Origin of the sequence: Paraburkholderia sp. GAS448, assembly GCF_050435685.1 — a bacterium.
In the GTDB taxonomy this organism is placed as follows: domain Bacteria; phylum Pseudomonadota; class Gammaproteobacteria; order Burkholderiales; family Burkholderiaceae; genus Paraburkholderia.
Genome location: NZ_JBNDKT010000083.1, coordinates 1 through 13,222, shown reverse-complemented (window position 1 = coordinate 13,222; position 13,222 = coordinate 1). Strand labels below are relative to the sequence as shown.

Genomic DNA, 13,222 nt, shown 5'->3' with positions numbered 1-13,222 from the left:
ACATCTCTGGGGATAACTGGAAGGAGCCGGAACATAACTGTCTGACGCGCCACGGATTTTGTCGTGCTGCATCATGGCGAGGCAGGCCGCAGCCGGGCGTCGACGCGTCAACATTCCAGCCAGCTCGTTAGCGCGCGGGGCTGGAGTCCATCGGGCACGGAATGTCTGCCGGCTGTGCCATTGGCGCGCTGTCATGGCCTGCTGACACGGAGGACGGATCGGCCGGTAATCCCGCATCCGCTTCGACGCGTTTCGATCGTTCGTACAGCCGGGGGGTAAGGCAGGGCGCAAGACGTCTGAACGCCCGTCTGGCCGACGGGATCCGTCTGAACCTCCCACGACACTTGCCGTCGGGATCCCACAGCAGAAACAGGTCGGACCCGTTCACGCAATACCGGGAGATGAGCCATCCATCCGGGTGACTGAGCGCATACGGATTGATTTCGGTCCAGTCATCGGTCGATGGCATGATCAGGAATCCAGATTGATATTGCGTCAGGCAGTCTCGACGGACAGGTCCTGCGTGACAGCCCGCACGATCGCGTAGACGGCAGGCAGCGGGTCCTCGTCATGTTGCCAGTCGACAGGGGCGTCAGGTTCCGTCACGGGCAGGCGACTGTCGGCCAGCCGGATGAACGCATCGCGGATCGTGGCGGGATGCCGCCCCTGGAAACCCAGGTCTGCAAACGCCTGTTCCTCAATGTCAAGCAGCATGCGCCACGTCAGCACCGGCGCCGCGTGGTGGGAGTGGGCACTGCGGCGCATTCCGGGGCGCCGCTGCGCAAGCAGCGCGACAAGACGTTGCAGGTCGAGCGCGGCGCGCTGCGCGGCACGCCCCAACGCGACGGGATCGGATTCCGGATCGTCGTTCTCGAGCAGGGAGTTATCGAACATGGTCATCTCCGTGGGCAAACGTTAGCCTGGCCGGGATGCTGTCACCGGGCGTTGCGCGAGGAGGCGCCGGATCTGCGCGAGATGCCGGTCGCCGACGGTGTGGTCAGCATCGTCAGGCTGCGGCTGGCGCGGCTCAGGCGGCCGCACCCCAAGGTAACGGCAGACGGCCGACACGTAGGGTTTGGCCGGGGAACCGGCGGTTGTCTCGCGTTGCGCGATCAGCCGGCGCGCGGCGTCGGTCACGCGCGGGTCGCCGACATGCATGCGCAACCAGGCGAGCGTCTGGCGGTCGTGGTCGTTGATGACGCGGATCAGGTGTTCCATGTCAACCCCTGTATGTTTGTACAGTGTTAATATATACAGTGTTTGCAGGATGGGCAACAGGTGGTTGCGACTTTGAGTTGAAGCCGTCTGGCGGCGTTGAGCGCGATCGAGGGGCAACGGAACGGTTGTCGGTTTTTTCCGTAACTATTTTAGGTATCCGCATTTCGCGGGTGGTTTCGTCTTGTGCGATGCAACGCATGCCGCGATATCAATGGCTGCGGACGGCGTTGCAGATCGGCCATAAGCAGACGCTCGTCAATGTCCGTTTCGGGCCCAGCCGCCTCAGTACGGTCGGCCCATCATCGGCTGTGTCGTGAAAGCATCGCGCTTGTCGCCCCTCAATGCGGCACCCAGTCTCGAATGGCGAGCGCGGGTCTGCGTCCCGCTTGCTACGTAACAGGCTTCACCCATGACCGGGAAAACCCCACGTTCCTTGAATGACTCTTGAATTCGCGACGAACCCCTCCATTTAAACTGTTTAACAGTGCCGTCGTAAAATCAAAACTAATGGTCGCTCCACAAGAACACGAATACACGGTGATGGGGGGAGTCAATCGAGCAAACGTCGGCCGACTCTTGAGCTTGGCAGCGAGTGCCATCTCGGGAGGACTGGTGTTCACTCTCCTGACCGTCGTTGATCTAGCAAAAAAGTTCGGGTGGAACGTCAACGCACCGCCCACTTTGATGTCGTTGCTCGGCGCCGGTGCAGTTTTCGGATTCCTCTACTGGGTGTTGAACAAGTGGGCGTGGAAGTGGCCGGGTATCGGCTTGGCACTGAAGGTCCCCGACATCTCCGGCACATGGAACTGCACCGGCGAGACGCTCGACAGCGACGGTTCTGCCAAGTACGAATGGCAGGCCGAAGTCACTATCGTCCAGTCCTGGGACAAGCTGCGCATCCGCCTCGCCACCAAGACGTCGGGGTCCAGTAGCATCTCTGCCGCACTTGCCCATGACAATGTCGACGGGTTCGTGCTGCTCTATCACTACAGAAACGACCCCAAGGCCGGCGCACTCAACCTAGCGTCGCACACCGGCTGCTCCGTCATGACCATCGCGAAGGACCTGAAGTCGGCGACTGGCGACTACTTCAATGGCCGTGGCCGGATGACCTTCGGCACGATGAACTGGACGAAAAGGAATTAATGGCTTCCGATATCGACGCTCGCCTCTCACAACTACGGGCACGCCGCAAGGGCGAGCCCTCCGTAAACGCTTTCCTCAAGGCTGACTCAGCCTCAAGCGGGCACTTTGCTATGGATGCCGCAGAAATCGAGGAGTGGGAGAAGCGCGGCACCTCAAACCAACGCTGGACTCGATACGCCATTGGTGCCATGCAGGCCGTCGGGAAGAAGTACACCGAGGTCAGCCAACGGACCGGTGAGCGGGTGGCCAGCCAGTTGCGCGACCGGCTGACCTTAGCGGGCATCAATGCCGAATTCAAGTTACAGGGTTCCGTGCCTTTAGATGTCCACATCAAGCGGGTCAGCGACGTCGACGTGCTGGCCATCACAAAGGACTTCTATACGTATAACATCACTGGTGTGCAGGCTTTGCGGGGCGGATACACGAGCCCGTCCCAGAGAACGTCGGGTGGCGTCCTGAGCAGCCTTCGGCAGCAGGTTGAGGTTGATCTCGATGACGCGTTTCCAGCGGCCAAGGTCGACAAAACTGGCGCTAAGGCGGTCAAGGTGTCGGGTGGATCGCTGCAGCGATCCGTGGACGTGGTGCCCGCTCACTGGTACGACACCAAGGAATTTCAGACGAGCGGCCGACAGGCCGATCGCGCGGTGACGATCTACAACAAGAAGACTGGCGAGACGATCGACAACTTGCCATTCCTTCACATCCAGCGCGTAGGTAGCCGATGCGACAGTATCAACGGTGGCCTGCGCAAGGCAATTCGCCTTTGCAAGAGTGTCAAGGCGGACTCCGACCGCAACATTCAACTCTCCAGCTATGACATAGCTGCCATCATGTATCACGCGGACATGAGTGCATTGCACCTAGGCCAGTATAGCGACCTTGCGATTCTCTCGGAGACGCAGCGTCACCTCGACTCCCTTTATCGCGACCCGATCGCCGCTGGCAGGCTGTGGGTTCCCGATGGAAGCCGCGTGATCTTCGACACCTCCGAAAAGCGCGACTGGCTGCTTTACCTTTCCGTTGAGATAGATGAGCTTCTGAAAAACGTCTATCAGGAGAACTTCTCCAGCCTGCTCTTGTTAGGCTTGTCGCACGACGTGCAGCGCAACTTGGTCAAGGCTCTGCAGGTGTAGACACCTGAATCACACCGTGGGCTGCGAGGACTGTCGAATGGCAGCTTTTGGGCTCGTCGGTAGACCATCGCAGGCGTCGGGTCTGGGTCGATCAGCGCCGGTCGGCCCGCCACACACGTCGGCGGCTAATTGTTAGCGATGCAGTATGCAACACGAGCATATTCAAAAACACCCGGTCACCAGTCGATGCGGTGCTTTTCTTCTGTTTCGCGGTGGCGCTGATCGTCCTCACTGTGCAGATACAGACTCGTCGTGCTAAGCGACGCGTGTCCAAGATTGTCGCGCACGAGCCGCAGGTCGAGATTGCCATCGGCCATGTGTGAACCCGCGCTGTGGCGCAGCCAGTGCGCGGAGGCGCGTTCGAGCTGCGCGGCACGCGCGGCCTGGTCGTCGCCGCGCAGCCTCAGCGTTGCGGCGGCCCCCGCAAAAATCCCCTTGACGATGGTATGCAGCGCCGCACGCGTGAGCGACTTGATGGACTGGCCGAGCGGCAGCACCAGTGGCGTGTCTTCATGCGGCGAGGGCAGGGCGGACAGGCCCCGCTCGCGCCGGTAACGCGACAGCTCGACCATCATCTCGGCCGATGCGGGCACCAGCCGCTCCCTGTCTCCCTTGCCGAGCACTTCGAGCCACCAGCGCTCGTGGCCGCCGGCGTCGCGCCGGCAGAAGAACCGGCCCATCGTGTTGCCGCTCACCTCGGAGATCCGCAGGCCGCCGAGATAGAGCAGGGTGAAGAGCCAGCGCGCGCGGAAATGCCGTTCACGCTCGCGGTCCGTCTCGCGGGGCATGGCATCGATGTAGGTCTTGACCTCCTGCCAGAGCTCGCGCTCAAGCAAACGCGTCACGCGGGGTGCCGCACGTCGCGCGCGCTGGCGCGACAGTGATAGCGGGTTGCCAGCGAGATAGCCGGCCTCGACCAGCCAGGCAAAGAGGACGTTGAGGATCACCATGGCCTGGCGCTGGCTGGTGGCGGCGAGCGGCCCGTGAAAGGGGCGCCAGCGCGGATCGTCGCGCGGAAATTTGCGGCCGCCGGCCACCCAGCGCTCGCGCGGCTGGGGATCGGCGAGGAAGCGCTGGTAGGCCAGCAGGTCCTCATGCGTGAGCGACGAGAGCGGCTTGCCGAGCTCCACGATCGACCACAGCAGGAGCCGTTCGGACTCCTTGCGGTAGGTCTCGAAGGTGGTCTTCGTATCGGCCACCCGCGCGAGCCACGCGCGCACGGCCTCAAGGTCGTTATCGGCGGCGATCTGGCGGCGGCCGCCAGCGCGGTTGACGCCATCGCGGCCGTCAAGTGCGGCGGGCAGTTCGAGTGCGTCGAGCGAGCGCGGCGCGGTCAGGGCAGTTTTCATGAGACCTCGGGCGGGATTGGGTGATTGTCGCACTCCTCGTGCTTCAATTCAACATTATACGCATAATGTCAAAATTACGATCAAAGATAGTAGATATCTACCGTATTACGACGTAATATTTACCCATTTCCCGCCGCCCGGTTAGCCGCCCATGTCTGATGCCATCCCCGACGAAACCCGCCTGCTGGCCGAAATCGAGCGCCTGAAGGCCGGGTTCCCGAAAACCCGCGACCTGTACCGCGAGGCCTGCGCGCTGCTGTTTTTCCGCTTCGGCGTCACGCCGACCGCGAACCGGCTCTATCAGCTAGTCAGGCGGGGCAGCATGAGCACGCCGGTCGCGGTGCTGCAGGAGTTCTGGGCCGAACTGCGCGAAAAGAGCCGCGTACGCATCGAGCACGCGGACCTGCCTGAGGAACTGCAGGCTGCGACCGGCGAACTGGCGGCCGTACTCTGGACGCGCGCCGTCGGGATGGCGCAGGAGAGCCTCGCCGCCTTGCGGCATGAGTCGCAACTGGCTGTCGCTGATGCGCAGGCCCGCCAGGCGCAGGCCGAGGCCGAAGTCGGGCGGCTGCGCCAGGAGCTGACGGGCAGCGCCACCGCGCTGGATGACGCGCGACGCCACGTCAGCGGGCTGGAGCAGGCGCTGGCCGGCGCGACCGCCACCTGTGCGACGTTGCAGGATCAGCTGCGGGACGCGCAGCAGGGTGAACAGCGGCTGCAGCAGGCGCTCGAGAGCGCCCGGAACGACTTCGCGGCCGAACTGGACAAGCTGCGTGCGGACGGCCAACTGGCGCAGGAGCGGCTCAGGGCGGCCGAGACCCGTGCGCTGCTGGACATCGACCGCGAGCGCGGCGTGGCCGCGCGACTGCAAAAGGAACGGGATGCAGCCGAGCAGCGTGCCGGGCACAGCGAAGCGCGCCTGCACGCCGACGTTCAGGTACTGCAAACGCAACTGGGCGACGCGCGTCAGCAAATCGGCGTGCTGGAGGGCAGTCTGGACACGGTCCGTCGCGCGAACGCGGGGTATGTGGAGGAACTCAAGGCGCTGCGCCAGCAGGGATTGGCGTCCATGCCCGGCGGAACTGCCGGCCGCGGTGGCCGGCGCAAGGGTGAAGCGATGGCGGGCGCCGCCCGCCGGCTGGCCCGTTCCGCAGGCAAGGCCACCATGCGGAAGAAAGCAACGTGACGAAGACGACGATATCCAGAGGTCCCCGCAAGCCGCGTCGCCGGCGCTGTCCACCGATCGGCGCACTGATGCGCTATGGCGAACGGATCGTGCGGGTGGTCGCCGAAGCCAGTGGGCAGCGGGCCATCATCGAATCGGTCGACGACAGTGGCAGGACGTTCCGAAGCACCGTCAAATGGGCTAACCTTGCAGACCTCAATGTCCAGCTCTTCTGATTTCATTTTTTGACGCGTGCCGCGATGCAACTCGACCTGTTCGCCGATAGCCGTGATGTGATGCTCCGCAACGATGTGCTCGACGCCCTGCAACGGCGTCATGCATCTGACGCCCGCCAGGCGTGGGAGCAACTGATGCGCGAGTATCCCGGCGATGACACGGTGCCGGGACTCACGGTACTGATTGCCGCGCTCGAGGACGCGTCGAGCGCGCGCTTCGTTGACCATGCTGCGCTCGCCGGGGCCCGTCGTGTGCTGTCGGAGGAGATTTCGCCAGCGGCCCGGCGCCTGTTCGGTGAACAGGCTGCCATCGCCTGGCTGGCGCCGTGCTGGCAAGCGCTTGCGCAGCGGGCACTCGCCCTGCCGTTCGATACCGACTACAGTGACCATCACGCGGCGCCGATGTGGCTGCAGGCGGGTGAGTGGACTGCGGCGAAACAGGCAGTCGAACGCATTGCCTCGTGGCGTCGTATTCCGGCGCCGCTTGCGTGGATGACCGAAGCGCGATACCGTGCCGACGGCCTGGACGTTGCGTGGCCGCTGCTCGCGGAGCTGGCATGGCTCGCACCCGCCCGGTGCGTGGCGCTTCTATCCCGGCTCGAAGACGCGTCGCTGGACACGTTACGCCGGCAGTTCGACGCGGAATTCGCCGGGACCGGCGAGCCGGCCGATTTCGCCTGGTTTCCGGCGTGGCTGCTCACGGTCAAGCCGGGACTGGCGGTCCGCCTGCGCGAAGCGCAGCTATCGCGACACATCGACCCCGAACGGGCAACGTCGATGCTGTGGCAAATCCTGAGTCTCGAGCGTCAGGGGCGTCAGCATGATCTCGTCGAGCGCCGCAAGGCGTTACGCGACCTGCATGCCGGCCTTTACGCCGCTTACATGAAGACACGCTGACACGGCGCACCTGAAGATAATGACCCGTACCACCCCTCACAAATGGACTTTCCCGGCCCGGTTCCGGCGCGGCGCGTTTGGCTGGAAATCTGCACTGCCGATCCAGCGTCTGAAGGAAGCCGTCACGGAAATTCGCCAGGTCGCCCGTCGGGAGCCTGTTCTCGCGGCAGATGGCGCGGTGTCCTTGCTCGAGAAGCTTTCAGCGGCGCTCGAACAGGTCGATAGCTCGTCCGGTGCCATCGGCACCGCGGTGAACCGTGCGATCGACGCGCTGGTGCCGGTCATCGCCCGGATCGATGTGCTAGTTCCCATGCGGGAGCGCTGGCTCGAGCGTCTGTTCGAGGCGTTGCAGAACGATCAGATGCCGTACATCGAACGCCTCGGCGATTACTGGGGCGAACTGTGTGTCACGCCTGCGATCGCCTCCGCATGGGTGGACCGGCTGTTACCCATTACTGCGCGCGTGATGGGCGCCGAGGGTCTCGGTGAGCATTTCGCGGGCACCATCGCCTGCCTGAGTGCGCTGAATGCCGCCCGGCGCCATGAGGAACTGCTCGCTCTCGTGAACGGAGCACGCCTGAACTGGTGGATGTATCGCCAGTACGGGGTGGATGCACTGATCGCACTTGGCCGTTCGGCTGAAGCACTGCGTTACGCGGAAGCGTCCAGGGGGCTGAATGCGCCCGCTGCCGCGATCGCTCACAAATGCGAGGCGATCCTGCTGGCGTCGGGCATGAAGGACGAGGCGTACCGACGTTATGCGATTGAGGCGAATCAGGCCTCCACCCATCTCGCCACGTTCCGTGCGATCGCGAAAAAGTACCCGGACATGGCGCCGGCGAGCATCCTCCACGATCTGATCGCGAGCAGCCCGGGCGCGGAGGGGAAATGGTTCGCCGCCGCGAAGGATGCCGGCCTGCTCGATCTGGCGGCGTCTCTCGCGATGCGCAGCCCCACTGATCCGCGCACCCTGACACGGGCCGCGCGCGATTTTACCGGCCAGGCGCCCGCATTCGCGGTGACCTGCGGTACCGCGGCGCTGCACTGGATGGCCGCAGGTTTTGGTTACGACATCACCGGCAGCGATGTGCTCGATGCTTATGGGGCGCTCGCCGATGCGACGCTCGCCAGTGGCATGACGCGAGACGAGCTTCATCAGCGCCTGCGCGATCAGTTCACGCTCAGTCCCGGGTATTCATTCGTCGCCTCGGTGCTGGCGCATCATGTCGCGCCTGACAGGCAGAAATCAGTGCAGGATTGAATCATGGAAGCGTACAACCCCGAGCGCGGGCCCGCGCCTGAATCGTGGCTCGAACTCGACGAACACGAGCGGATTTCTCTCGTCGAAACCTGGCATCGCACCGCGCGTATCAGGCTGCCCAACGTCACGATGCATGCGACGATACACGTGATTGTCGAAAACCAGATTGCCCTGGACCTTGAGCCCGTGGTCCAGGCGATGCATCGCCTCAGGAACGAGGGGCTCACGCGACACGATGCGATCCACGCGATCGGCTCCGTTGTCGCAGAGCACCTGTTTGACATCTTGAAGACGAATCAGAACGACGATGCTGCCGTTTCGGAGGCGCGTTACTACGCGGCAGTGGAGCGATTGACCGCCACGAGTTGGCGCAAGGGTGAGCACTGATGCGGATACCTTCGAAGCTTCAGCCGTGGTTCGAAGCGAGGCAGCGCTTCAGGTTAAGCGATGCTCATATCCAGATGGCTCGTGAACTGGGATTGAATCCCCGGAAATTCGGATCGCTGGCTAATGAGCAACAGGAACCGTGGAAGCGCCCCCTCGCGGAATTCATCGCGCATTGCTATGGCAAGCGCTTTGGTCGTGCTACGCCGGAACACGTGCACACGCTGGAAGAAGTCGTGAAGCGTGCGGAAGGGCAACGCAGCGAGCGGCAAAAAAGAAAGGCGACCAAAGAGGCCCTGCCTGCAGGCGACATGGCTGATTGTCGAACGAAATGAACACCGCACGTTTCACGCGGATGACCAGCTAAAAAACGCGACGATCGAACTCCGTGACCGGACCGTGACCGGCTGATCGACGAATGTGGCGCCCCCTTGGGCCTTATGCCGCGCACGCCCCCACGAACGCATTGACGAGCGGCGCAGACTCTTCCCTGAGAGCCGCTCGCTCAGGCTGGAACAGCGTCGCGACGAAGAACGGATGACCATCCATCTCGACAGCCCGCACGTCGCCTGCTTCATCATCAGCGGCGACGCGTAGCGGACCTAAAACAAGCGACGTTCTGAATTCAGGATTAAGTCCGTAGTGACACCGATAGCCCTCCTTTGTTTCGCTAACTCCATAGGCAGTCGCAATGTGGGTTCCTGGGAGTAGTCGGACCAGATCTACGTTTTCGACCAGAGCGCACTCAAGTGGCGAAATGACGGCGCGCGCGGCACCTGGTGCCGTTTCAGCATGCTCTGCATCGGCCCAGCCAAGCACATTCCGGGCATACTCGATGACGGCATGTTGAAATCCTCCGCATGTACCGAGAAATGGAATCGACGTTTCGCGGGCATGCCGGATGGCGAGCAACGCGCCATCCATGTTGCGGTACGGACTTGCGGGGATGCACCAGATTCCATCGAACATGGCGATTCGCGAAACTGACGTGATTTCCCCGGTCGGAACCCACTCAAAATCCACCTCGATCTGCTTCGCATCTGCCGCTCGCTTCAATGCAAGCGGAATGGCCTGGTGCGCTGGCACCGACGGGTCATAGTCGCCAACCAGGCCGATCGTTACTTTCGTTCGCATTGCTTCTTGCTCTCCTTGTGTACGCCCAACAGCGCCGCATTCGCGCTGGCGATGTGCCCGGCGGTGATGCCCGGGCTTGCCGACACACTCCCATCCAGTTCGTAGCGCGAACCACCTGCGGCGACACGCTCGCGATAACGCGGATGGTTCACGTGGCGCCCGAGCACCAGCTGGATGAGTGCCTGGCTGTACTGCGGGTGTCGCGCGGCCAGCTCGCTGGCGACGCCGATCTTCAGTGGCAGGCGGTCGCGAACCGCCGGATGGTGTTTCGCGAAGACGTTCCAGATCGCGTGGAACTGGCGGTTGCGTTCGATACGCGCCTTGTTGCCTTTGCCTGCATGCGTTGCCGGCGGCAGCGCACTGACGGGGGGGTGCGGCGGCGCTTCAGGCCGGCTGCCGGTTTCCGGCGCGTGGGCCAGCGCAGGTTGCCGGGGCGGGGCGCTCCGCGGCTGTTCCCCGGACGCCGGCTCCATGCGCTTGCGGATTTCCAGAAGCCCCTCTTGCAGGCCTTGCAGGCTGAGGGTACGGCGTTGTTGGCGATACGACTTTCACATCCAGCTCTCTCGTACATAAAGGACGGCATGATACCGGAGTGGGGACGCGCCCTCCGCCCGGCCATGAGGGTCACGCTCACTCCTCGTCACGCAGCGTCTGCCACCACAGATGCAGCGCCTGCCTCTCGAGCGGCGCCAGCTGCGCAATCAGGACAGCACCCCGGTGAGCGGCGATCAGGCTCCGGTACAGCTCTTCGAGCTCGAGCAGGAATGTCCCGGCGGTTCGCTCGTCCGACGCGGTATCGCGTAGCGCCTCGCGCCGCCAGTAGCAGAGTGCCCGCTCGATCTGCACAAGCGTCACACTGGCTACGTTGCCCGACGAAGCGACTGCGGATTGCTCGTCCATTCCATTTCACCCGAAGGCTGCAGAGTTCGCGGATAAACCGGACTTCGCGGCGCCGGCAACGACGGGATTCTTCTTGATGTCGGGGTAGTCCCGACTTCTGCCTGTCACGCACAGCGTCTAACCTCTGCCTCTCCCCACGAATTTCCCACGCGAATACCTTCTCGAGAAACTATGTTCAGCGCGCATGAGTTTGCAACCCTGATGCTGGTCAAGGACTCGGCCGACCAGATCGCCAGCCGGGAAGAGCTGGCGCCGTTGCTCGAACGTCAGCTCGTCGAACTGGAACGACTGGGTGGCGCCACCGTCCCTCATCTCACGCCGAAAGGCGAATCGCTGCTCGGCAAGCTCGCGCGCCGTCATTGAGCCAGTGTCGCGAAAACGCTCGCGCCTGCCTCATTGCCAGCCCACGCCGTAACGGATCACCTGCCCGGGCGGTCGTTGGCGCGCCGCCATGGAAAGCCGCGCGAGGCGCTGCAGCTCCTCCCCGTAGCCGCACAGGTCAGCAAATGGCCTCGTTGCAACGGCGCCATCCAGTGGCGTGGGCTTCCACCAGACGAGATGCCGCCCTTCGGGTGTGCGCCGCAGCCATCCATGCGCGACGCACACGTTCAGGACATGCTGGACCGATGAAAGGCCGGCATCGAGTCGCCGCATGATTTCGGCACGCGTGCAGCGTTCTCCCGCACCGATGCAGGCGAGCAGGCGTTCAACCGTCACGATGGTGGAAATGCGCATGATGATCCGTTCGCCTCAGGCGACGTGGCCAGCTTTGGGAGAAGTCGATTCGGGTGCACCATGACGGACTACCCGGATCTGGCCGCATTAGTCGCTCGGGGCGTCGCCGGCCTTGCGAAGCTCGTCGAGAAAGATGTAGCCCGCCCACGTGAGCCGCTCGATGGATACATTCACCTCAGACCGGGCGTCCACATGCGCGACAATGAATCCGGCCTCGCGCAACAGCACGATGTGCAGTACGACCACGCCCTGGTCGTAGCCGTCGAAAGTCCTGAACTCCAGCTTCGGCGGAATCTGGATCGAGGTGTTGGCCTCGACGTGCTCGAGGATTCTCCGGACCAGGACAAGGTCACGTTTGCCATTCACGTTGGCTCTCCTTCAAAAAAGCGTGCCCGGCGCATAAGACGGGGCGCCGGGCGACAAGTGGTGCGTGCCCGCAGCAGGCCGGCGGTCCATGCGGCTCGCCATCCGGTTTCCCCACCGGCACTTCAGCCGGTGCGCTTCAGCCCACCTGACAGGGACGTTCGGGCATCGTGAAGCGGTGCAGGTGCGCCATCCCCGTGACGATCCGCCGCCGGCTCGGCGTGCTCCTCTGCAATCCGCCTGATGGCCTCGTCAGCCGGGCGTGGAACCAACGTCGACACGTTCCTGACCGCCATCGCTTCGGCGCGCAGGGCGAGCGTAGCGCACTCGCGGTCGATCCATTGACGTGCCCAGTCGAGCGCGTACTGTTGGGCCGCTTCAGCGTCAGCAAAGCGCGGGCCGATCAGTCCGGAACGCTCGACGCGCTGGCCGTCCTTCACGATCTGCACGCACGCGCGATACATCTGCTGCGGTACGGGCTGCGCCGATGCGTGGATCGTGTGGTCCCGGTACGCTTCGATCTGCGCGCTGCTCCATGCAGGATTGGTCCACAACACACCGTAGCGAGGGTCTGGCTGGCCGGGCGCGGACAGGTTTGCGCGTGCGCAGGCGGGTGAGTTGCGCGGCATCAGATCGTCCTGATCGACTGGTCCGGACAGTTGCCGGGTCATCGCGGAAATCGCATCGGCCGGAGGGCAGGCGTTGGCATCAACAGCTGAGGTCCGCCAGGTTTCGGGACTCGTCCAGACGATGCCATGTGTGCCGTCCGTGTCGTGCACCCGCCCAGACCGTGCGGCGCGCGCCACCGGCGCCTGCGGAATACAGGCGAACGTGCGCCCGAAGCCCGACAGCACGCTGATCATCTGCGCCAGCGTACCGGCATCCAGCCACTCCGCGAAGCGGTGCCGGCACGTCGGGCCGCAAGGATAGCGTGCGGGCAGCCTGGACCAGGGTTCGCCCGTCGTCATGATCCACAGCACCGCATTGGCCACTGGCCGGGTCGGGACACGAGGCCGCCCCCGCCGGTTCAGGGAGTCGGGTTCGTCAGCCAGGAGTGTCGCGAGGCAGGCCCATTCGTCATCGCTCAGTTCATCGAAGCACATGAGTGTCTCCACGCAGCCAAGCCGGGCCGCGACCAGGGCGAATCACGAACCGGTCATTCGTGTTGCGCCACTTCGGTTGCACAGTTTTGCTGTACGCCTTTGAGGAACATCCGCGAACACTGCACATCGGCAGCGCGGATTGTCCCGCGAATTGACGCACGCAACGGGGTCTCACTCGTGCATGGAGATTTTGTGCCG

At 63.6% G+C, this 13,222-nt stretch carries 18 protein-coding genes; 9 read left to right on the top strand and 9 right to left on the bottom strand.

Features of this window, described 5'->3' with window-relative positions; translation table 11 throughout:
* Positions 1 to 495: 495 nt before the first annotated feature.
* Together P3T23_RS46080 and P3T23_RS46075 are read right to left on the bottom strand one after the other, a co-directional pair.
* Positions 496 to 894: a DUF2471 family protein gene (locus tag P3T23_RS46080; RefSeq protein ID WP_429322680.1), complete on the bottom strand. Its 399-nt coding sequence runs from the start codon at positions 892 to 894 to the stop codon at positions 496 to 498.
* Positions 895 to 915: 21 nt separating this feature from the next.
* A complete protein-coding gene (locus P3T23_RS46075) occupies positions 916 to 1,218 on the bottom strand; it encodes a hypothetical protein (protein ID WP_429322679.1) in 303 nt (100 codons plus the stop codon).
* 507 nt (positions 1,219 to 1,725) lie between these two features.
* On the opposite strand from P3T23_RS46075, the gene P3T23_RS46070 reads away from it, so the two are divergent.
* Both P3T23_RS46070 and P3T23_RS46065 read left to right on the top strand, forming a co-directional pair.
* Positions 1,726 to 2,364 (top strand): hypothetical protein, encoded by a 639-nt coding sequence (locus P3T23_RS46070; RefSeq protein ID WP_429322678.1) that lies wholly within the window; start codon positions 1,726 to 1,728, stop codon positions 2,362 to 2,364.
* Entirely contained in the window at positions 2,364 to 3,497 is a 1,134-nt protein-coding gene (locus P3T23_RS46065; protein ID WP_429322677.1) for a hypothetical protein, read from the top strand. Before P3T23_RS46070 ends, P3T23_RS46065 begins: the two co-directional genes overlap by 1 nt.
* A 176-nt stretch (positions 3,498 to 3,673) precedes the next feature.
* On the opposite strand, the gene P3T23_RS46060 is transcribed toward P3T23_RS46065, so the two are convergent.
* The gene (locus P3T23_RS46060) at positions 3,674 to 4,846 is read right to left on the bottom strand and encodes a tyrosine-type recombinase/integrase (protein ID WP_429322676.1); all 1,173 of its coding nucleotides are present in this window, start codon (positions 4,844 to 4,846) and stop codon (positions 3,674 to 3,676) included.
* A gap of 151 nt (positions 4,847 to 4,997) precedes the next feature.
* Between P3T23_RS46060 and P3T23_RS46055 the strand changes: the two genes are divergently transcribed.
* The 6 genes from P3T23_RS46055 (at position 4,998) to P3T23_RS46030 (ending at position 9,124) form a co-directional block, all read left to right on the top strand.
* The gene (locus tag P3T23_RS46055) at positions 4,998 to 6,032 is read left to right on the top strand and encodes a DNA-binding protein (RefSeq protein ID WP_429322675.1); all 1,035 of its coding nucleotides are present in this window, start codon (positions 4,998 to 5,000) and stop codon (positions 6,030 to 6,032) included.
* Positions 6,029 to 6,247 (top strand): hypothetical protein, encoded by a 219-nt coding sequence (locus P3T23_RS46050; RefSeq protein WP_429322674.1) that lies wholly within the window; start codon positions 6,029 to 6,031, stop codon positions 6,245 to 6,247. Before P3T23_RS46055 ends, P3T23_RS46050 begins: the two co-directional genes overlap by 4 nt.
* Before the next feature lie 24 nt (positions 6,248 to 6,271).
* The gene (locus tag P3T23_RS46045) at positions 6,272 to 7,144 is read left to right on the top strand and encodes a hypothetical protein (protein ID WP_429322673.1); all 873 of its coding nucleotides are present in this window, start codon (positions 6,272 to 6,274) and stop codon (positions 7,142 to 7,144) included.
* A 19-nt stretch (positions 7,145 to 7,163) separates the two neighbouring features.
* Positions 7,164 to 8,405, top strand: a complete 1,242-nt coding sequence (locus P3T23_RS46040) for a hypothetical protein (protein ID WP_429322672.1) — start codon at positions 7,164 to 7,166, stop codon at positions 8,403 to 8,405.
* 3 nt (positions 8,406 to 8,408) lie between these two features.
* Positions 8,409 to 8,792, top strand: coding sequence for a hypothetical protein (locus P3T23_RS46035; RefSeq protein WP_429322671.1), 384 nt, complete (start codon positions 8,409 to 8,411; stop codon positions 8,790 to 8,792).
* Between the two features lie 74 nt (positions 8,793 to 8,866).
* Positions 8,867 to 9,124, top strand: coding sequence for a hypothetical protein (locus P3T23_RS46030; RefSeq protein WP_429322670.1), 258 nt, complete (start codon positions 8,867 to 8,869; stop codon positions 9,122 to 9,124).
* A gap of 103 nt (positions 9,125 to 9,227) precedes the next feature.
* On the opposite strand, the gene P3T23_RS46025 is transcribed toward P3T23_RS46030, so the two are convergent.
* From P3T23_RS46025 to P3T23_RS46015, 3 genes are all read right to left on the bottom strand, one after another.
* Positions 9,228 to 9,923: a CTP synthase C-terminal region-related (seleno)protein gene (locus P3T23_RS46025; protein WP_429322669.1), complete on the bottom strand. Its 696-nt coding sequence runs from the start codon at positions 9,921 to 9,923 to the stop codon at positions 9,228 to 9,230.
* Complete coding sequence (locus P3T23_RS46020) at positions 9,908 to 10,396, bottom strand: ProQ/FINO family protein (protein ID WP_429322668.1); 489 nt, start codon at positions 10,394 to 10,396, stop codon at positions 9,908 to 9,910. Before P3T23_RS46020 ends, P3T23_RS46025 begins: the two co-directional genes overlap by 16 nt.
* Before the next feature lie 157 nt (positions 10,397 to 10,553).
* Complete coding sequence (locus P3T23_RS46015) at positions 10,554 to 10,823, bottom strand: DUF3717 domain-containing protein (RefSeq protein WP_429322667.1); 270 nt, start codon at positions 10,821 to 10,823, stop codon at positions 10,554 to 10,556.
* 171 nt (positions 10,824 to 10,994) lie between these two features.
* Between P3T23_RS46015 and P3T23_RS46010 the strand changes: the two genes are divergently transcribed.
* Entirely contained in the window at positions 10,995 to 11,186 is a 192-nt protein-coding gene (locus tag P3T23_RS46010; protein ID WP_429322666.1) for a hypothetical protein, read from the top strand.
* 30 nt (positions 11,187 to 11,216) lie between these two features.
* Here the strand turns inward: P3T23_RS46010 and P3T23_RS46005 are convergent, their stop codons facing one another.
* From P3T23_RS46005 to P3T23_RS45995, 3 genes are all read right to left on the bottom strand, one after another.
* A complete protein-coding gene (locus P3T23_RS46005) occupies positions 11,217 to 11,558 on the bottom strand; it encodes a hypothetical protein (RefSeq protein WP_429322665.1) in 342 nt (113 codons plus the stop codon).
* Between the two features lie 87 nt (positions 11,559 to 11,645).
* The gene (locus P3T23_RS46000; RefSeq protein WP_429322664.1) at positions 11,646 to 11,924 is read right to left on the bottom strand and encodes a DUF2513 domain-containing protein; all 279 of its coding nucleotides are present in this window, start codon (positions 11,922 to 11,924) and stop codon (positions 11,646 to 11,648) included.
* A 122-nt stretch (positions 11,925 to 12,046) separates the two neighbouring features.
* Positions 12,047 to 13,024 (bottom strand): transposase, encoded by a 978-nt coding sequence (locus tag P3T23_RS45995; protein WP_429322663.1) that lies wholly within the window; start codon positions 13,022 to 13,024, stop codon positions 12,047 to 12,049.
* Positions 13,025 to 13,222 lie beyond the last annotated feature (198 nt).

Bases quoted from the DNA above. Each gene is read 5' to 3' on its own strand.
- P3T23_RS46080 (WP_429322680.1), bottom strand. From the start codon at position 894: ATGTTCGATAACTCCCTGCTCGAGAACGACGATCCGGAATCCGATCCC.
- P3T23_RS46075 (WP_429322679.1), bottom strand. From the start codon at position 1,218: ATGGAACACCTGATCCGCGTCATCAACGACCACGACCGCCAGACGCTC.
- P3T23_RS46070 (WP_429322678.1), top strand. From the start codon at position 1,726: ATGGTCGCTCCACAAGAACACGAATACACGGTGATGGGGGGAGTCAAT.
- P3T23_RS46065 (WP_429322677.1), top strand. From the start codon at position 2,364: ATGGCTTCCGATATCGACGCTCGCCTCTCACAACTACGGGCACGCCGC.
- P3T23_RS46060 (WP_429322676.1), bottom strand. From the start codon at position 4,846: ATGAAAACTGCCCTGACCGCGCCGCGCTCGCTCGACGCACTCGAACTG.
- P3T23_RS46055 (WP_429322675.1), top strand. From the start codon at position 4,998: ATGTCTGATGCCATCCCCGACGAAACCCGCCTGCTGGCCGAAATCGAG.
- P3T23_RS46045 (WP_429322673.1), top strand. From the start codon at position 6,272: ATGCAACTCGACCTGTTCGCCGATAGCCGTGATGTGATGCTCCGCAAC.
- P3T23_RS46040 (WP_429322672.1), top strand. From the start codon at position 7,164: ATGACCCGTACCACCCCTCACAAATGGACTTTCCCGGCCCGGTTCCGG.
- P3T23_RS46035 (WP_429322671.1), top strand. From the start codon at position 8,409: ATGGAAGCGTACAACCCCGAGCGCGGGCCCGCGCCTGAATCGTGGCTC.
- P3T23_RS46030 (WP_429322670.1), top strand. From the start codon at position 8,867: ATGGCTCGTGAACTGGGATTGAATCCCCGGAAATTCGGATCGCTGGCT.
- P3T23_RS46025 (WP_429322669.1), bottom strand. From the start codon at position 9,923: ATGCGAACGAAAGTAACGATCGGCCTGGTTGGCGACTATGACCCGTCG.
- P3T23_RS46020 (WP_429322668.1), bottom strand. From the start codon at position 10,396: ATGGAGCCGGCGTCCGGGGAACAGCCGCGGAGCGCCCCGCCCCGGCAA.
- P3T23_RS46015 (WP_429322667.1), bottom strand. From the start codon at position 10,823: ATGGACGAGCAATCCGCAGTCGCTTCGTCGGGCAACGTAGCCAGTGTG.
- P3T23_RS46010 (WP_429322666.1), top strand. From the start codon at position 10,995: ATGTTCAGCGCGCATGAGTTTGCAACCCTGATGCTGGTCAAGGACTCG.
- P3T23_RS46005 (WP_429322665.1), bottom strand. From the start codon at position 11,558: ATGCGCATTTCCACCATCGTGACGGTTGAACGCCTGCTCGCCTGCATC.
- P3T23_RS45995 (WP_429322663.1), bottom strand. From the start codon at position 13,024: ATGTGCTTCGATGAACTGAGCGATGACGAATGGGCCTGCCTCGCGACA.